This window comes from Sphingomonas epibiotica (assembly GCF_039615155.1).
Taxonomy (GTDB): Bacteria; Pseudomonadota; Alphaproteobacteria; order Sphingomonadales; family Sphingomonadaceae; genus Sphingomonas.
The window spans coordinates 194,154-211,249 of the sequence record NZ_JBDGHY010000002.1 but is presented as its reverse complement, the minus strand read 5'-3'; the positions used below and the strand labels follow the sequence as shown (position 1 = coordinate 211,249).

Annotated in this window: 16 protein-coding genes; 11 read left to right on the top strand and 5 right to left on the bottom strand. The window is 66.3% G+C overall.

The features are described from left to right. Nucleotides 1-93 precede the first annotated feature (93 nt). A complete protein-coding gene (locus AAIO73_RS04625) occupies nt 94-1,827 on the bottom strand; it encodes a gamma-glutamyltransferase family protein (protein ID WP_345876589.1) in 1,734 nt (577 codons plus the stop codon). Between the two features lie 114 nt (nt 1,828-1,941). Between AAIO73_RS04625 and AAIO73_RS04620 the strand changes: the two genes are divergently transcribed. The 3 genes from AAIO73_RS04620 (at nt 1,942) to AAIO73_RS04610 (ending at nt 5,980) form a co-directional block, all read left to right on the top strand. Next, on the top strand, nt 1,942-3,732 hold the full coding sequence (locus tag AAIO73_RS04620; RefSeq protein ID WP_345876588.1) for an AMP-dependent synthetase/ligase: 1,791 nt from the start codon (nt 1,942-1,944) through the stop codon (nt 3,730-3,732). Between the two features lie 645 nt (nt 3,733-4,377). Beyond that, nucleotides 4,378-4,704, top strand: coding sequence for a DUF4919 domain-containing protein (locus AAIO73_RS04615; RefSeq protein WP_345876587.1), 327 nt, complete (start codon nt 4,378-4,380; stop codon nt 4,702-4,704). Nucleotides 4,705-4,801: 97 nt separating this feature from the next. Next, nucleotides 4,802-5,980, top strand: a complete 1,179-nt coding sequence (locus AAIO73_RS04610; protein WP_345876586.1) for an MFS transporter — start codon at nt 4,802-4,804, stop codon at nt 5,978-5,980. Nucleotides 5,981-6,344: 364 nt separating this feature from the next. Here the strand turns inward: AAIO73_RS04610 and AAIO73_RS04605 are convergent, their stop codons facing one another. After that, complete coding sequence (locus AAIO73_RS04605) at nt 6,345-9,248, bottom strand: M16 family metallopeptidase (RefSeq protein WP_345876585.1); 2,904 nt, start codon at nt 9,246-9,248, stop codon at nt 6,345-6,347. Nucleotides 9,249-9,353: 105 nt separating this feature from the next. Next, nucleotides 9,354-10,073 (bottom strand): Crp/Fnr family transcriptional regulator, encoded by a 720-nt coding sequence (locus AAIO73_RS04600; RefSeq protein WP_345876584.1) that lies wholly within the window; start codon nt 10,071-10,073, stop codon nt 9,354-9,356. 136 nt (nt 10,074-10,209) lie between these two features. On the opposite strand from AAIO73_RS04600, the gene AAIO73_RS04595 reads away from it, so the two are divergent. The 7 genes from AAIO73_RS04595 to AAIO73_RS04565 all read left to right on the top strand — a co-directional run bounded on the left by AAIO73_RS04595 (nt 10,210) and on the right by AAIO73_RS04565 (nt 14,313). Then, nucleotides 10,210-10,785, top strand: a complete 576-nt coding sequence (locus AAIO73_RS04595; RefSeq protein WP_345876583.1) for a NifU family protein — start codon at nt 10,210-10,212, stop codon at nt 10,783-10,785. Beyond that, nucleotides 10,785-11,375, top strand: coding sequence for a malonic semialdehyde reductase (locus tag AAIO73_RS04590; protein ID WP_345876582.1), 591 nt, complete (start codon nt 10,785-10,787; stop codon nt 11,373-11,375). Before AAIO73_RS04595 ends, AAIO73_RS04590 begins: the two co-directional genes overlap by 1 nt. A 7-nt stretch (nt 11,376-11,382) precedes the next feature. Then, entirely contained in the window at nt 11,383-12,000 is a 618-nt protein-coding gene (gene tsaB, locus AAIO73_RS04585) for a tRNA (adenosine(37)-N6)-threonylcarbamoyltransferase complex dimerization subunit type 1 TsaB (RefSeq protein ID WP_345876581.1), read from the top strand. Further along, on the top strand, nt 11,997-12,494 hold the full coding sequence (locus tag AAIO73_RS04580; protein ID WP_345876580.1) for a GNAT family N-acetyltransferase: 498 nt from the start codon (nt 11,997-11,999) through the stop codon (nt 12,492-12,494). The genes tsaB and AAIO73_RS04580 overlap by 4 nt, the downstream gene beginning before the upstream one ends. 118 nt (nt 12,495-12,612) lie before the next feature. Then, nucleotides 12,613-13,026, top strand: coding sequence for a Ros/MucR family transcriptional regulator (locus tag AAIO73_RS04575; RefSeq protein WP_345876579.1), 414 nt, complete (start codon nt 12,613-12,615; stop codon nt 13,024-13,026). 116 nt (nt 13,027-13,142) lie between these two features. Then, nucleotides 13,143-13,565: a Fur family transcriptional regulator gene (locus AAIO73_RS04570; protein ID WP_056004519.1), complete on the top strand. Its 423-nt coding sequence runs from the start codon at nt 13,143-13,145 to the stop codon at nt 13,563-13,565. Between the two features lie 4 nt (nt 13,566-13,569). Continuing rightward, nucleotides 13,570-14,313: a lysophospholipid acyltransferase family protein gene (locus AAIO73_RS04565; protein WP_345876578.1), complete on the top strand. Its 744-nt coding sequence runs from the start codon at nt 13,570-13,572 to the stop codon at nt 14,311-14,313. On the opposite strand, the gene AAIO73_RS04560 is transcribed toward AAIO73_RS04565, so the two are convergent. Both AAIO73_RS04560 and AAIO73_RS04555 read right to left on the bottom strand, forming a co-directional pair. Next, nucleotides 14,303-15,232: a Gfo/Idh/MocA family protein gene (locus tag AAIO73_RS04560; protein WP_345876577.1), complete on the bottom strand. Its 930-nt coding sequence runs from the start codon at nt 15,230-15,232 to the stop codon at nt 14,303-14,305. The two genes, AAIO73_RS04565 and AAIO73_RS04560, sit on opposite strands and share 11 nt — an antisense overlap. A gap of 68 nt (nt 15,233-15,300) precedes the next feature. Further along, complete coding sequence (locus AAIO73_RS04555; RefSeq protein ID WP_345876576.1) at nt 15,301-16,056, bottom strand: competence/damage-inducible protein A; 756 nt, start codon at nt 16,054-16,056, stop codon at nt 15,301-15,303. A gap of 64 nt (nt 16,057-16,120) precedes the next feature. Between AAIO73_RS04555 and map the strand changes: the two genes are divergently transcribed. Continuing rightward, a complete protein-coding gene (gene map / locus AAIO73_RS04550; protein ID WP_345876575.1) occupies nt 16,121-16,948 on the top strand; it encodes a type I methionyl aminopeptidase in 828 nt (275 codons plus the stop codon). Nucleotides 16,949-17,096: the final 148 nt, after the last annotated feature.

Here is a 17,096-nt window from a genome sequence, read left to right as displayed (position 1 = left end):
TCTGCCGATCGGGAGGAGCTGGCCCGATACGCAACCCTTCCGCGTCTCCGCGCCTAGCCAACTTTCCTTTTTTGCGCCTTCGCGTGAACCAGTCTACTCGACAATCACCTTGCCCTCGCGCCGGGGATCGAAGCCGCCATCGATCTTCCCGTCGCGCACGATGACGCCGTGCAGCCCGGAATCCTCGCCCTGCCCGGGCTGCAGGCGGATACCCTTCGCCGCGAGCGCACTGAGGATTTCCGGCGAAAATTTCGTCACCTCCCCCTGAAAGCTGTCGCCGCGCGCGACGAGATTGGGGAGCGCCAGCGCCTGCTGCATCGGCAGCTTCCATTCGACCGCGCCGATCAGCGACTTGCCGACATAGGCCAAGATGGCATTGCCGCCCGCCGACCCCAGCGCACCCGCGAACCTGCCCTGGCGGTCGATCATCACCAGCGGCGTCATCGACGAACGCGGCCGCTTGCCCGGCGCGACCGCATTGGCGGCGGCGCGGCCCTGCGCATCGACGGGGGAGAAGGCGAAGTCGGTCATCTGATTATTCAGGAAGAAGCCGTCGACCATCCGGCCGCTGCCGAAGATGCTTTCGACCGTCGTCGTCATCGACACGACATTGCCCGCCGCATCGCCGACGATGAAGTGCGACGTCCCCGCCGGTTCGCGGGTCGTGTCCGCCGCCGCCGTCACCGTGCCGGCCGGGACGCCCGCCACGGGGGCCGGACCGGCGGTCGCGCCGATCAGCTTGGCGCGCTCGGACAGATAGGCGGGTGCCAGCAGCCCGGCGACCGGCACGTTCACGAACTTGGGATCGCCGACATAGAGGTCGCGATCGGCGTACATCAGCCGGCTCGCCTCGGCGAACAGATACCAGCTTTGCGGATCGTTCGGCCCGCGCCGGTCGATATCGGTGCGGCCGAGAATGCCGAGCAGCTCGATCAGCCCGACCCCGCTGGAGGGCGGCGGCGGGGTGCAGACGATATAGACCCGCCAGTTGGCGCACAGCGGATCGCGCTTGACCGCACGATAGGCGGCAAGGTCGGCCAGCGTCATCGTGCCCGGCAGCGTGCCCGTCGTCGTGCGTGCCACGATGCGCTTCGCCGTCTCGCCCGTATACAGCGCGTCCGGTCCCTGCTTCGCCAGCCGCTTGAGGAAATCGGCATAGGCACCGTTCCTGATCCGGTCGCCGGTGGTCGCCAGCGCCCCGTTCTTCCCCTTGAAATAGCGGCGGACATCCTCCGCATGCAATTCGGGGAAACGCCCGGTCAGCAAGCGGCCGAGACGTGGCGAGATGACGAAGCCCTTGCGCGCAGTCCCCTCGGCATCGTCGAACAGGTCGGCCCATGCCAGCGTGCCATGGTCGTCATGCGCCTGCCCCAGCATCCGCACCGCGCCGGGAACCCCGGTCGCGCGTCCGCCCAGCACTGCTTCGGCAAAGGGCAGCGGCTTGCCGTCCGCACCCAGCAGCATCGTCGGCGTCGCGCCGGCCGGGGCAACCTCGCGCCCGTCATAGATTTCGACCTTGCCGGTCTTCGCATTGAAATAGGTCATGAACGCACCGCCGCCCACGCCCGAACTCTGCGGTTCGACCAGCGACAGCATCGCCTGTACCGCGATCGCCGCGTCGACAGCGCTGCCCCCGCGCCGCAGCACCGCCATGCCGGCTTCGCTGGCCAGCGGATTGGCGGACACCACGAACTTCTGACGCTGTTCCGCGACCGCGGCGGCGGGAGCAGCAGGGGCCGCGACCTCGGGCCTGCCGAACGGCAACAGGTTGCAGCCCCCCAGCGACACGGTGGCGAGCAGGGCGGCGGCGATCGTCAATTTCCTCATGGCCGCCTTGTCTAACCAAGACGATCCGCCCCGTCACCCGCGTTCGGACCATGTTCGGACATTGCCGAGACCGTAGCGTCTGCCTACACCCTGGCATCTGGAGAAGGATGACGAATGGTCCGGCAGCTCGAACGATTCCCCAATCTGGTCACGATGTTCTTCACGCGGGCCAGCGAGCGCGGCGATGCGCCGTTCCTTTGGCGCAAGACCGGCAGCGGGTGGGTGTCGATCAGCTGGGCGGACGCCGCGCGCCAGGTCGCGTCGCTGGCAACGGCGCTGAAGGCGATCGGGCTGAAGCGCGGCGACCGGGTGATGCTGGTCAGCGAGAACCGGCCCGAATGGTGCATCTCCGACCTCGCCATCATGGCGGCGGGGTGCGTGACGGTGCCGACCTATGTCACCAATACCGTGCGCGACCATGGGCATATCATCGAGAATTCGGGCGCCTGCGCGATCATCGTATCGACCGAGAAGCTGGCGCGCACCGTCCTGCCCGCCGCGCTGCGCGCGACCAATTCGTCGGAAAAGATCATTACGATCGAACCGATGAAGACCGCGCAGCAAGGCAGCCTAGAGTTCCACGACTGGCACGAGCTGATCGCGCGGCATCCGGCCGATCCGGCGCAGGTCGCGGCCGCGGCCGACATGCAGCGCGAGGACCTCGCCTGCATCATCTACACCTCCGGGACCGGCGGGTCCCCGCGCGGCGTGATGCAGCACCACGGCGCGATCCTGCACAACGTCAACGGTTGCTGCGTCGTAATCGCCGAGGATTTCGGTTGGCGCGACGAGGTGTTCCTGTCGTTCCTGCCGCTCAGCCACGCCTATGAACATACCGGCGGGCAGTATTTCCCGATCGCGCTGGGCGGGCAGATCTATTACAGCGAAGGGCTCGACAAGCTGGCGAGCAATATCGAGGAAGTACGCCCGACGCTGATGGTCGTGGTCCCGCGCCTGTTCGAGGTGCTGCGCGCGCGCATCACCAAGGGCATCCAGAAGCAGGGACGCCTTTCGACGTGGCTGCTCGATCGGGCGATCGAGATCGGCGCACGCGAAGGCGGGCCGCGCCTGACCGACCGTCCGGCCAAGCTGCTGGTCGACACGCTGCTCAAGCCCAAAGTCGCCAAACGCTTCGGCGGGCGGTTGAAGGCGATGGTGTCGGGCGGCGCGCCGCTCAATCCCGATATCGGCAATTTCTTCGACTCGATGGGACTGTGCCTGCTGCAAGGCTATGGCCAGACCGAGGCGGCGCCGGTCATTTCGTGCAATCGCCCGGCGGCGGGGGTCAAGATGGACACGGTCGGCCCGCCGCTCGCCGAAACCGAAGTCCGCATCGCCGAGGACGGCGAAATCCTGGTGCGCGGCGAACTGGTCATGCATGGCTATTGGCGCAACGAGGCCGAGACGGCGCGCGTGCTGAAGGACGGGTGGCTGCACACCGGCGATATCGGCGAGATCGACGGCCGGGGGCGCATCCGCATCACCGATCGCAAAAAGGACATCATCGTCAACGACAAGGGCGACAATGTCGCGCCGCAGAAGGTCGAGGGGATGCTGACCCTGCAGGATGAGATCGCGCAGGCGATGATCGTCGGCGACCGCCGTCCGTACATGGTAGCGGTGATCGTACCCGATGCCGAATGGACCCAGCAATTCTGCGCCAGGGGCGGCGCGCGCTGCGACTTCGCCCGGCTGCGCGAGGACAGCGACTATCGCGCGGCGCTGGGCGCGGCGGTCGAGCGGGTCAACAAGGACCTGTCGGTCACCGAACGCATCCGCCGCTTCATCATCGCCGACGAACCCTTCACCATCGAGAATCAGCAACTTACGCCGAGCTTGAAGATCCGGCGGCATGTGTTGAAGGACGTGTATGGCGACCGACTGGACGCGCTGTACCGGGGGTAACGCGGCGCCAAAGTTCACAAAGTTCACACTCGTGCACATGTTGCGCAGCGCGCGCTCGGCTGGCTATGGCGGCGATGCGGGATCGATGGTGAGACAGAGTGCGCCTCGGGCATCGCATGCGGTCCGGGCTGTAGGAAAGACGTTTGTGGGCTGGCGCCCAATAGGGCGTAAGCGCCACGTCCCAGCCCTGACGTCACCATGGGTTCGATCCGGGTTCCACTTTTGCGACACGCCTTTTGAAGGTCGGGCCTTCGATCCGAACTTCATCGTACCCCGGCGGAGGCCGGGGTCCAGTTGGGAAGGTTTTCCAGTGAGTTACGAACGTCCCCCAACTGGGCCCCGGCCTTCGCCGGGGCACGGGACGAGCGGCTTCGTAGAGGTCTTGCGCAGGCGGGAGTCCGTATCCGCCCGGATTGCCGATACAGCGGAAACCACGGCCGCACTGGATCCCCGCCTTCGCGGAGATACGCGAGGACTCGGGGATTTGCACAAGCTCTTTGCAAAGATCCCCCTGTTGCAGCGTCCAAATGCACACCGACGTACGACATTGATTTAAAATGGAATAATCTGCGGTAGCATCACCCTTCCCGATTGACGGCAAGACCCACTTGCGACAGCCTTCGCAAAAACCGGGGGAAAAAAATCATGCTGCTGGCTCTCCTTCTCGCGTTCACCGGGACGCCGGCCGAACTGGTCGACCCACGACTGCCGCGTCGGCTGGAAAAGGCGAATGTCGGTCGTGATGGCGCGTCGGCGGCAACCGCCTACAAGGTCGACAGCGTCGCCGAAGAATATCAGATCGCCCGCAAGCTCGGCGTGCGAACGCATGGGCAGGCGCTGATCGAACAGGATGGGAGGATGTTCGACATGCTGATGGGTACCGATGCCGATGGCAAAGATCGCGAATTGTGGTTCGATATTAGCTCCTTCTACGGTGAAGCCGCCCGAGGCATCCTCAAGGCCCCAAAATGACGAACACGTATGGATAGCCGTTTGACCGGTTGATCGATCGCCATCCCCTACCATATGGCCCGCTGTGAAATGCTGCGCCGCAGCAAGGAGCGTGCCGATGACCCGAACCCGTAACCCTGCCCTCGTCCACCTTGCGCTCGCGCTTGGCGGCTTCGCGATCGGGACGACCGAGTTCGCGACGATGAGCCTCGTGCCGTTCTTCGCACCTGGCCTCGGCATCGACGAACCGACGGCGGGGCATGTCATCAGCGCCTATGCATTGGGCGTGGTGGTCGGTGCGCCGCTGCTGGCGGTGCTGACAGCGCGGATGGCGCGACGGACGGTGCTTATCGCGCTGATGGCATGTTTCGGGATCGCCAATGCGGCAAGCGCATTGGCGCCGACCTATGAAGCAATGCTGGTCGCGCGGTTCTTCAGCGGGTTGCCGCATGGTGCCTATTTCGGGATCGCGGCGCTGGTCGCGGCGTCGCTGGTTCCGGCCGAAAAGCGGACGCAGGCGGTCGGGCGGGTCATGCTGGGGCTAACGACCGCGACGATCGTCGGCGTGCCGCTGGCCAATGCATTGGGACAGGCGATCGGGTGGCGCTGGGGCTTCGGCGTCGTGGCGGTGCTGGCGGCGGCGACGATGGCGATGGTCGCATGGATGGCGCCGCACGACCGGCCGGACCGGTCGGCCAGCCCGCTCGGCGAATTGAACGTGCTGCGATCGGGGCAGTTGTGGCTGACGCTCGGCATCGGCGCGATCGGCTTCGGCGGCATGTTCGCGGTCTATACCTATCTTGCCTCGACGCTGATCGAGGTGACCGGGGCCGGCGCGGCGATGGTGCCGGTGGTGCTGGCGGTGTTCGGCATCGGCATGACCGTCGGCAATCTGGTCGTACCGCGTTTCGCCGACCGCGCGCTGATGCCGACCGCCGGGGCGCTGCTGCTGTGGAGCGCGGCGACGCTGGCGCTCTACCCGCTGGCGGCGGGGCAGCTGTGGTCGATGCTGGTGATCGTGTTCCTGATCGGCATCGGCGGCGCGCTCGGCACCGTGCTGCAGACGCGGCTGATGGATATCGCCGAGCACGGCCAGAGCCTTGCCGCGTCGCTCAACCATTCGGCGTTCAACACCGCCAATGCGATCGGCCCATGGGCCGGCGGGCTGGCGATCGCTGCCGGCTATGGCTGGACCTCGACCGGGATCGTCGGCGCCGGGCTGGCGCTGGGCGGCTTTGCGATCTGGGGGCTGGCGGTCATCGCCGGCGCGCCGGTGCGGCGGCGGGCGGCGGCCTGATTCCTTGAAGTAGAGGAAGGGGTTCGCGCAGAGGCGCGGAGGCGCGGAGGGGTTGCGTTCCGGGCAGGCGCTTCACGAACGGGAGACCGTCCGCGACGGGACAGCGGAGTGCTGAGGCCGCTTACACGGGCGATCGAGCAACGAACGCACCCCCTCCGCGCCTCCGCGCCTCTGCGCGAAACAATTCTACTTTGCGCCTTCGCGCCTTCGCGTGAACCAATCTTCTAGCAACGAAGGGGGACGCCTGTGGACGCCCCCCTCCACCACCGCTTCGCGGCGGTCCCCGGCATCGGGTTGACCATGCCCCGCATGGTCAAGGATCGTCCGGGGGACGATCCGACCCGATGCTCCGTGCCGGGGAGGATTATTTCTTCTCCGGGACCACCGCCATCGACCAGTCCTTGGACGGCACCAGATATTTCGCGGCCAGCGCCTGCAATTCCTCAGGCGTCGTGCCGCGGATGTCGTTGATGATGCCGGGGATCGCCGCCAATCGTGCCGGATCGCGGGTGCCCCCCTGTGTCTGATTCATCCAGAACATGTTGCCGCTCGACATGCGTGCGATCAGCTGGATCACCGGCAGCTTGGCGCGGTCGAGTTCGTCGGCGGGGACCGGCGTCTTGATCAGATCGGCGGCGAGTTCGCGGGCCAAGTCGAAGAAGAAGCCGGTACGGTCGGGCGGCACCATGCCGATCGCCATGATCCGTCCGCCACCCGGCAGCCCAACCGGCCAGTTATTGTCGACGTTCGGCGAATAGCTGACCCCCGCCTGGCTGCGCAGCCGGTCGAGCAGCCGGTCGCGAAACACCGCCGCCAGCACCTCCAGCTTGCGGCTTTCGGTCAGGCCAGCGCTGCCGCCGCCGGTCGGCCATGCGATCGCCGCCGCCGCCTGATTGGGCTGGCCGCTATGGGTGCGCGTGACCGGCTGGGCGACATGCGCGGGGAAGCGGACCGGGGGTGGCGGACTGGTATCCGCCGTGCGCTTCGCCATCGCCCCGATCGTCGCAGCGACCGCATCGATCGCCGCCTGTTGCGGCACATCGCCGAACACCTGCACCTCGATCGGACCGGTGGCCAGTAGCGGCGCCCAGAACGCCTTGAAGCTGGCGGGGGTCAGCGCCTCGATATCCTTGCGGTCGGGGCTGACCCAGCGTGCGTCGCCGGCGTGCAGCAGTCCTTCGAGATCGCGGCCCATGACGCCATCGGGCGAAGCGCCGAGCGCGTCGTAGCTGGCGAGCATCACCGCCCGCGCCCGCGCCACCGGCTTCGGATCCCAGGCGGGCGATTGCAGCTTGGCGGCGATCAGCTTCAGCTGATCGGTCAGGTCGGCGGCGGTGGTAGTACCCGTCATGACAAAGGCGTCATCGTCGATGCCGAACGACAGCCCGATCTGCCGCCCGCCGGTCAGCCGGTCGAGTTCCTCCTGCCCCAGCACGCCCTTCGGCGTCTGGATGCCCGAGGCGACCAGCGCGAGATCGGCGGCGAAGGCCGGGGTCCGGCGGTCGGCGGGCAGCGCGTTCAGACCCCGGCCGAAGCGGACGCGGACATAGACCTTCCCCGTCTCCGATTCATTGGGGAACAGCAGCAGCGACGATCCATTGGCGAAATCGACGCGCTCGACCGGCGGATCGGGCAGCGCCATGCTGCGCGTGGTGATGGTACCGGGCTTGCCGAGCGAGGGCAGACGATCGAAGCCGATCGCCGCCTGTCCGCTGCGCTTCGTGGTGGTGCCCGCGACCTTTTCGTTGAGCGCGGCGGTCAGCTTCGCCAGCGTCGTCGGATCGGGGGTGCGGGTGTTGACCAGCGCGCGGGTGGCGGTCCCTTCGAACACCTTCTTCGTCGCGGCCTGAACGCGTGCCGGGGTGAAGAACTTCTTCGTCACCGCGCCTTCGAAAATTCGCAACGACGTCTCCGGCCCCGCCACGGTCTCGCGGATATCGGTCGCAGCGATCAGATTGTCGGCGAGCAGCGCGCCCGCCGTCACCGGTGCGGTGCGGACCTCGTTCTCCATGCCGGCGCGGATCTCGGCGACCTCGCGGTCGATCTCGGCTTGGGTCGGTGCGGTGCGGATCGCGTCCGCAATCGCCTGCCGCACGTCGCGCAGCGCCGCCGCCCAGTCGTCGCCCAGCGGCAGGATCGACACCTGCGTGATGTTCGCCGACCGCGATACGTCGTCCAGATTGGCGCCGGCCGAGATGAAACTCCCCCCGCTGCGCGCGCGACTTTCCAGCCGCCGGTTGAGTATCCGCAACCCGATCTGGTCGATCATCCGCTCCTGATTGAACAGGATGGTGTCGTCGCCGACGGTCCAGGGGCGCAGCACCGCCATCTGCAACAGCGTCGGGATGGTCGGTTCACTGACCGTCGCCGCGACCGGTTCGTTGGCCTTGGGCGATCCGAATTTAGGCTCGGCGGGCGCCGGGCCGCTGCCGGCCCAGGCGGAGAAATGCTTCTTTACCATCGCTTCGAGGATCGCCGGGTCGGCATCGCCGGCGATGACGATGACCGCGCGGTCGGGGCGATACCAGCGGTCGTGGAACGCCTTCACGCTGGCGGCAGTGGCGGCTTGCAGCGTGTCGACATTGCCGATCGGCGAGCGGTCGGCGAGTGGCTGTCCGGCAAAGAACAGCGCACGCGTCGCATCGCCCAGCCGCACCTGCGGTCCGGGCTGCTCACGCTGTTCCGACAGGACGACCGGCCGTTCGGCGTCGAGTGCCGCCTGGCTGAGCGTCGGTTCGGTCATCATGCCCGACAGGATCTTCATGCTCTCGTCGAGGCCGGCGGGCGTCGCAGAGGGGAGGTCGAGCTTGTAGACCGTCTGCGTAAAGCTGGTCGATGCGTTGCTGTCCGAGCCGAAGGTGACGCCGAGCCGCTGCCACACCCGCTTGGATTCGCCGTCGGGGACATGGACCGATCCGCGAAACGAGAGATGTTCGATCAGGTGGGCAAAGCCGCGTTCGCTGTCGGTTTCCATCAGCGACCCCGCGCCGATCGCGACGCGGATCGCGATCTGCCCCGGCGGTACGCCGTTCTTTCGCACTGCATATTTCAGGCCGTTGGACAGCACGCCATAGGTCCAGGACCGGTCGGGCGGAATGTCGCTGCCCTTGAACAGCCAGGGCGTGTCCGGCCCCTGCGCCACCGGTTCGAGCGGCGGAAGCTGGCGGACGGGGGCCGGCGAAGCGGGCGGGGTCTGCGCAGCAAGCGGCGCGGCGATCAGGGCCAGGGTCGAAAACGCGCCCGTGGCCAAGCGGAACGGAAATGCCATGGCGCAAAGGTGTAGCGTCGTTGCAACGCCGCGACCAGTATCGACGAGCAACGCGAAATATAAAGCTGTCGGACGCTATCCGTTCAGCGTCCGCTCATGTCGGCCTCACCGGTCCTCGCGACGCAGATACAGATAGGAATCATCGAATTCGGCGACAGCTTTCAATCCCGGCAGGTCGGTGATCGTCACGCGCCGCCCGCGGAAGTCCATCAGGCCACGCTCCCGCAGGTCGCGTAGCGTCCGGTTGACATGGACCGGGGTCAGCCCGGTGCAATCGGACAGATCGGCTTGCGTCAGCGGCAGTCCGAAGCCGCTATCGTCGGCCTGCCCGATCAGCCCCAGCCGGACGCGCAATTCGCAGATCAGGTGGGCGATACGCTGGATCGCGCTGCGCCGGCCCAGCGACAATTCCCATTCGCGGTGGATCGCGGCATCGAGCGCGGTCAGGAACCAGTAGACGCGCGCCAGATGCGGATGCTGTTCGGTAATATCCTTCAGCTTCGCATGCGGGACCAGCACGACCCGGCACGGCGTCAGTGTCATGACATTATGGTCGAGCTGTTTCAGCGAGAAGCTGTGCAGGTCGAGGAAATCGCCGGCGACATGCAGCTCGGTGATCTGCCGGTCACCGCCCGGCAAATCTTTGTACCGACACATTAATCCCTCCAGCAACAGCGTGCTGGAATGCAGGCGTTCGCCGGCGCGGATGCAGGTATGGTGCGTCGGCAGCGACCGCACCTCCCCCAGCGAGTCACGCATCACCCGTTCCTCTTCAATCGAAATCGTGTCGCGCGCGCGCAATTTCGCCAGATGCGTTTCGATCACGGGCGCTTTCCCCTCTTGCAGTTGCCGGCTCGTACAGGAGCGTAACGATCGAGGCAACGCGCCGCTGTTCCCGATGAACGGAGCGTTTCCATGTCCTGCCCTTGATCCCTTGTCCGCCGGACGCCAAATGGGCGCCATGTTGATCGAGACCGAATCCACGCCCAATCCGTCGACGCTGAAGTTCCTGCCCGGGCAGGTCGTGATGGACGCGGGCACCCGCGATTTCGCCAGCCCCGAAGAGGCCGAGGCATCCCCGCTCGCCACCCAGTTGTTCGCGCTGGGCGATGTGGTCGGCGTGTTCTTCGGGCGCGACTTCGTGTCGGTCACCAAGGCGCCGGGCAGCGAATGGGCCGATCTGAAGCCCGATGTGCTGGCGTTGATGCTCGATCATTTCGGCGGACGCATGCCGTTGTTCAAGCCGACCGGGAGCGCGGGCTTTTCGGTACCGGCCGAGGAGACGAGCTTCACCGACGATCCCGTCGATGCCGATATCGTCGAACAGATCAAGGAGCTGATCGAAACCCGTGTCCGCCCGGCGGTCGCCAATGACGGTGGCGACATCGTCTATCGCGGTTTCGACCAGGGCAAGGTCTATCTGCAGCTCCAAGGCGCTTGTTCGGGCTGCCCGTCGTCGAGCGCGACGCTCAAGAACGGGATCGAGCAACTGCTCAAATATTATGTTCCCGAAGTCACGGAGGTTCGTGCAGTCTAATGGCAAAGCTCGACGATCAGGCGCTCGATACCCTGTTCCGCAGCGCGCGGACCTTCAATCACTATACCGACCGGCCGGTGACCGACGCCGATCTTCAGGCGATCTGGGACCTGATGAAAAGGGGTCCGACCAGCGCCAATCAGCTGCCCGCGCGGATCCTGTGGTGTAGCTCGGCAGAGGCGAAGGAAAAGCTGGCGGCATGCGCCACCGGCACGAACCCGGACAAGATCCGCGCCGCGCCGGTCACGGCGATCATCGGCATGGATACCGAGTTTCACCAGTATCTGCCCGAACTGTTCCCGCATGCCGACGCCAAATCATGGTTCGACGGCAATGCCGAGTTGCGGCAGGCGTCGGCATTTCGCAATTCATCGTTGCAAGGTGCCTATCTGATCCTCGCCGCGCGGGCGCTGGGGCTGGATACCGGACCGATGTCGGGGTTCGATGCCGGCGCGGTCGACAAGGCGTTCTTCGGCGATACACCGTCGGTACATGCCAATTTCATCACGACGCTCGGCTATGGCGATACGGGCACGCTGCACCCGCGTTCGCCCCGGCCCGATTTCGCGAAGTTCAATCGGGTCGTCTGACGCGTACGTGCGGACGCTCGTCATCGAAACCGCCACGGCCGCCTGTTCGGTGGCGTTGATCGAGGATGGCGCATTGATCGCGCGCGACCATGTCGTGGTCGGGCGCGGCCATGCCGAACGCCTGGTGCCGATGATCGCCGGGCTACCCGGTCACGGCCGCGCCGACGCGATCCTCGTCGATTGCGGGCCGGGCAGTTTCACGGGCGTCCGCGTCGGGCTGGCGGCGGCGCGCGGACTGGGGATCGGATGGGGCGTGCCGGTGCATGGCTATTCGTCGCTGGCATCGATTGCCGCCGCCGCCTTGGCCGAGCAGCCGGACGAGGCGATCGTCGTGGTGCTCGACGGGGGGCATGGCGAAGTGTTCCAGCAGGGGTTCGACGGCGCGCTTATAGCCGATGGCCCCGCCGTCTCCTGCAAGCCGGGCGATGCGGTTGCGGCATTGCGGGGACGGCGCGTTGTCGGTCAGGGCCTTGCCCGGTTGCGAATGATCGATCCCGCCCTGCCCGAGTCCGATCGCCTGCCCGACGCCGCCGATGCGATATTGCTGAGCGCCGAACAGAGCAGCCTGCCCCCCGCCCCGCTCTATGGCCGGGCGCCCGATGCAGTGCCCAGCGTTCGCACATGAGCGACGTGCGAAGCCACATCGCGCTGGCGACGGGCAGTGCCGCCGATGTCGACGCGGTCGACCGGGTGATGCAGGAGGCGTTCGACCCGCGCTTCGGCGAGGCATGGACGGCGTCGCAATGCCTCGGGATGTTGTCGCTGCCCGGCGTCTGGCTGACGCTGGCGCGGGATGCGGACGGCCTGGCGGGTTTCGCGCTGACGCGGACGGTCGCCGACGATGCCGAATTGCTGTTGCTCGCGGTTCTGCCCGACCGGCGCGGTTGCGGCATCGGGCGGGCGCTACTACAACGCGCGGTCGCCGACGCACGATCGCGGGGTGCGGTGCGCGTGTGTCTGGAGATGCGCGCCGGCAACGATGCAACGCGGTTATATGTCGGCGAAGGCTTCGTTAAGTGCGGAGAACGTCGCAACTATTATGGCGGTCGCAGCGGCGAACGGTTTGACGCCCATACCTATGTCCGATCGCTTTCCGATCCAGTTCCGGCCAAAACGTAACCGAAGCTGAATGACGTCGGCAATATTCTAAAAAAGTCGGGAATATTGTTGCACCACCTCCATTCTGGTCCGATATCAGGCGAGAACCGCTCGGGCGGTTGAGTTAAGAGGGAATAGAATGGACATCCATGCGGAGCGCGACGACACGCTCATTGCTCTGACCGCGGACATCGTGGCGGCGCATGTCGGGAATAATCACGTCGACGTCGGCGATATCGCCGTCCTGATCCGCAGCGTACATGACGCCTTGAACGACCTGGGCGCGCCGGCCGAACCCGTCGCCCCGCCCGCCGAACCGGCGGTGCCGGTGCGCGCGTCGGTCAAACCCGACTTCATCGTCTGTCTGGAGGATGGGCGGAAGCTCAAGATGCTCAAGCGTCACCTGATGACGCATTACAATCTTACGCCCGAACAATATCGTGCCAAGTGGAACCTGCCTGCCGACTATCCGATGGTCGCGCCCAACTATGCCGAACAGCGTCGCACGCTGGCGAAGAAGATCGGTCTGGGCACGCAGCGCCGCACGCGTTGATGCACGCGGGGCCGCGTCGGTTCGGACCGATGACGGCCCCGACGCCACTTAGCGGCTTTCACTCGGCGGCGGGCCGCGTTAATGTCGGCGCACCTCCTCTGGACGTACAGGACCGCATGCCCCGCAAGATCGATCTCGAAGCATTGTGCCAACAAAAAGGGCTGCGCATCACCGAACAGCGCCGCGTGATCGCGCGCGTGCTGTCCGAAGCCGACGACCATCCCGATGTCGAGAAGGTCTATGAGCGCGCATCGGCGATCGATCCGGGCATTTCGATCGCGACGGTGTATCGCACCGTTCGCCTGTTCGAAGAGGCCGGCATTCTCGACCGCCATGATTTCGGCGACGGGCGCGCCCGGTACGAGCCGGCACCCGAAGCGCATCACGACCATCTGATCGACGTCGAAAGCGGGCGGGTGATCGAGTTCGTCGATCCCGAGCTGGAATTGTTGCAGAAGCAGATCGCCGAACGGCTCGGCTTCCGCCTCGTCGACCACCGTATGGAACTCTACGGCGTCAGCCTCGAACGCAAGGGCTGATCGTATGTCGCCCGGCGCGCGCCTGCGATTGACGGCGCGTGCGGCGGCGATGCTGGCGACGCTGCTTCTCTACCTGCTACTGCACGGAAGCTGGCGACTGGTGCGGTTGCGCTCGCCATGGCCGCCGCGCTTCCTCGGCGCGATCGCCCGGGTAGTCGGCGTGCGGACGACGGTGGTCGGCACCCCCGTTACGCGCGACGTGCTGTACCTCGCCAATCACCAGAGCTGGATCGACATTCTCGCCATCGCCGGGGCCAGCGGCAGCGCGTTCGTCGCCAAGGGCGAGTTGCGCGATGCGCCGCTAGTCGGGTGGCTGTGCACGCTCAACCGCACGCTGTTCGTCGATCGCGGCGACCGGCTGGGGGTAGCGCGGCAGATCGATACGCTACGAGAGGCGCTGCTTGCCGATCACCCGGTGACGGTGTTCCCGGAAGGGACGACGGCACGGCCGGGCGAATTGCTGCCGTTCAAGGCCGCCCTGCTGGGCGCGATCGACCCGCCGCCGCCGGGATTGCAGGTGCAGCCGGTCCATCTCGATTACGGCGATGCGCGCGAGGTCGCATGGATCGGCGACGAACCGGGCACGACCAATGCGGCGCGTATCCTCGCGCGGCCGGGACGGATCGGGCTGACGATCCATTTCCTGCCGCCGTTCGATCCGGCCGGACTGGGGCGCAAAGCGGTCGCCAGCCGCGCTCGCGACGCCATCGTCGACGCGATGGCGCCCGGACCGGCAGCTACTCGCTAAATTCGCCGACCGTCACCCGGCGCCCCAGCAGGAACGCGTCGTTGACATGGACGAAGGGCGACAGGTCGACATCGCTCACCCGATCGCGCAGGCATTCGGCGAAACGGCGATAGAGGCGCGCATATTCGGGTTCGTCGCCGACATCGACCGAGACGCCGTCGACCGCCATCTGCGACGCGCCCATCGACAGCTTGAGGTGGCCGTTGTCGGTCTCGACATCGATATCCCAGGTCTGCGGCCCCGTCTGGTCGAAGTCGAATTCGACGCGCACCGGCACCCCGGCGGTGTCGGTGAAGTCGAGATCGGCGGCGATCGGTGCGTCGCGGTTCGACGGGAAGCGCAGTTCGGCGGCGTCGAGCAGCAGCGGGCGCGGCAGGATGCGGGTGATGACCGACAGCGCGTTGATGCCCGGATCGAACACGCCGATGCCCGGTTCCCAGATCCATGCCTGTCCCGGGTGCCAGACGCGGACGTCCTCCTTCCAGTTAACCTCGACCCGGCGGATATTGCGCTCGGCCAGCCATGCGCGGGCGGGCTCGACCGCTGCGGCCTCGCGCGAATGCCATGTTGCGAACAACAGCTTGCCGGCCGCTTCGGCGGCGCGGGCGAATGCCTGCGCTTCGGACAGGGTCGCGGCGGGCGGCTTTTCGATCATGACGTCGAGGCCGTGGTCGAGCGCCTGCTGGATCAGGTTCAGCCGGCCTCGCGGCGGGGTGCAGATCGAGATCGCCTGCACATCGGGCACCGCCGCCATCATCTCGTCGATCGTCTTGAACCCCGGCACGCCGTCGGGCGGGGTGTGACCGGTGACGGCGGCAACCAGTTCGAAATCGGGGCTGGCGGCGATATGCGGGATATGCTGGTCGCGCGCGATCTTGCCGATACCGGCCAACGCGATGCGGGTCGGGGCGTTAGCCAACGTCGCTCTCCTGATAGGTTATTAGTCCGACATATCGAGCGGACCGCAGCCTTGCAACTAGGCTTGGCTCAGATTCCGCCGGTCACCGGTTCGCGGCCTTCGGCACGCAGACGTTCGACCAGGTCGGCGATACAGGCATCGACCATCCCCGGATCGGTCGCGCGCACGACGAAGTTCGCGCCGGTGCGGCCTTCGCGGAAGAACGGGTAGCTTCCGATCGCGACGCCGTCATGAGCGCGTTCGACGTCGCGGAGAATGTCGGCGACTTCGCTCTCCCCCACCCAGCAGCCGAGCGTCGCCGAAACGACCGGCAGGCCACCCTCCAACGTGCCGGTCAGGCTGTCGAGCATCGCCGCGGCGATATGCGGAACGCCGGCCATGATGAAGATATTGGCGATGCGGATGCCCGGCGCGCCCGACATGCGGTTCTCGATCAGATCGCCGCCCTCGGGCACCCGCGCCATGCGCAGCCGGGCGTCGGTGAGGCCGCCGCGCGTCTCATAATAGGCTTCGAGGATCGCGCGCGCCTTGGGATGGACGATCACCGGCACGCCTAGCGCCGCCGCGATCGAATCGACGGTGATGTCGTCATGGGTCGGGCCGATGCCGCCGGTGGTGAAGACATAGTCGTTGCGCGCGCGCAGGATGTTGACCGCCTCGACGATCGCTTCCTCGCGGTCGGCGACGACGCGGACCTCGCCCAGCCTTATGCCCTGCACGTTCAACCAACTGGCGAGCTGTGCGATATTCTTGTCCTGCGTCCGGCCGGACAGGATTTCGTCACCGATGACGATCAAAGCGGCGGTCCAGATGCGGTCGGTCATGCGCGCGGACATAGCGTGGCGACCTGCCCTCGCCTAGCACCCCTTCCTCGCTTATATGGCGATCATGACCGAATATCAGACCGTCACCACCGACATGCCGCTGGCCCGGACCGGCGCGATCAAGCTGCACGATGCCGCCGGGTTCGAAGGGATGCGCCGCGCCGGGCGGCTGGCCGCTTATATCCTCGACGAGATTACGCCGCATGTCGTGCCGGGCGTCACCACCGCCGAGCTGGACGCGATCATCTTTCGCTTAATGCGCGAAGGTGGCGCGGTGCCCGCGACGCTCGGCTATCGCGGCTATGCGCATTCGACGTGCATCTCGATCAACCATGTCGTGTGCCACGGCATCCCGTCGGACCGGACGCTGAAGGACGGCGACATAGCCAATATCGACGTTACCCCCCTGCTCGACGGCTGGCATGGCGACAGCAGCCGCACCTATCTGGTCGGCAATGTGCCCATCAAGGCGCGCAAGCTGGTCGACGTGACCTATGAATGCCTGATGATCGGCATCGAACAGGCGAAGCCCGGCAACCGGATGGGCGATGTCGCGAACGCCATCCAGCGCCATGCCGAGGCGCATCGCTATGGCGTCGTCCGCGATTTCTGCGGCCACGGCCTGGGCCGGCTGTTCCACGACGCGCCGGAGGTGATCCATGCCGGTCGTCCGGGAACCGGGCCGGAGCTGCGTCCGGGCATGTTCTTCACGATCGAGCCGATGATCAATATCGGCCGGCCCGATGTGAAGATGCTCGACGATGGCTGGACGGCGGTGACCCGCGACCGATCGCTGTCGGCACAGTTCGAGCACTCGATCGGCATCACCGAGGATGGCTGCGAGATCTTTACGCTCAGCCCCAAGGGGTTCACGAAGCCGCCGTATCTTTAAAATCCTCCTCGGCACGGTGAGGGGAACAGCCCCAGACTGGTAAAGGGGCTTTCCGCGAAACGCGATCGTCGTTGAGGAGGAAGCCCCCCTCCACCACCGCTTCGCGGCGGTCCGCCTCCGTGCCGGAGAGGGATTTCACTGCCCGAAA

Excerpts from the sequence above, each read along its gene's own strand:
- AAIO73_RS04610 (WP_345876586.1), top strand. The coding sequence starts at position 4,802 with ATGACCCGAACCCGTAACCCTGCCCTCGTCCACCTTGCGCTCGCGCTT.
- AAIO73_RS04570 (WP_056004519.1), top strand. The coding sequence starts at position 13,143 with ATGCCCCGCAAGATCGATCTCGAAGCATTGTGCCAACAAAAAGGGCTG.
- map (WP_345876575.1), top strand. The coding sequence starts at position 16,121 with ATGACCGAATATCAGACCGTCACCACCGACATGCCGCTGGCCCGGACC.
- AAIO73_RS04555 (WP_345876576.1), bottom strand. The coding sequence starts at position 16,056 with ATGACCGACCGCATCTGGACCGCCGCTTTGATCGTCATCGGTGACGAA.
- AAIO73_RS04595 (WP_345876583.1), top strand. The coding sequence starts at position 10,210 with ATGTTGATCGAGACCGAATCCACGCCCAATCCGTCGACGCTGAAGTTC.
- AAIO73_RS04590 (WP_345876582.1), top strand. The coding sequence starts at position 10,785 with ATGGCAAAGCTCGACGATCAGGCGCTCGATACCCTGTTCCGCAGCGCG.
- AAIO73_RS04580 (WP_345876580.1), top strand. The coding sequence starts at position 11,997 with ATGAGCGACGTGCGAAGCCACATCGCGCTGGCGACGGGCAGTGCCGCC.
- AAIO73_RS04620 (WP_345876588.1), top strand. The coding sequence starts at position 1,942 with ATGGTCCGGCAGCTCGAACGATTCCCCAATCTGGTCACGATGTTCTTC.
- AAIO73_RS04565 (WP_345876578.1), top strand. The coding sequence starts at position 13,570 with ATGTCGCCCGGCGCGCGCCTGCGATTGACGGCGCGTGCGGCGGCGATG.
- AAIO73_RS04615 (WP_345876587.1), top strand. The coding sequence starts at position 4,378 with ATGCTGCTGGCTCTCCTTCTCGCGTTCACCGGGACGCCGGCCGAACTG.
- AAIO73_RS04575 (WP_345876579.1), top strand. The coding sequence starts at position 12,613 with ATGGACATCCATGCGGAGCGCGACGACACGCTCATTGCTCTGACCGCG.
- AAIO73_RS04625 (WP_345876589.1), bottom strand. The coding sequence starts at position 1,827 with ATGAGGAAATTGACGATCGCCGCCGCCCTGCTCGCCACCGTGTCGCTG.
- AAIO73_RS04605 (WP_345876585.1), bottom strand. The coding sequence starts at position 9,248 with ATGGCATTTCCGTTCCGCTTGGCCACGGGCGCGTTTTCGACCCTGGCC.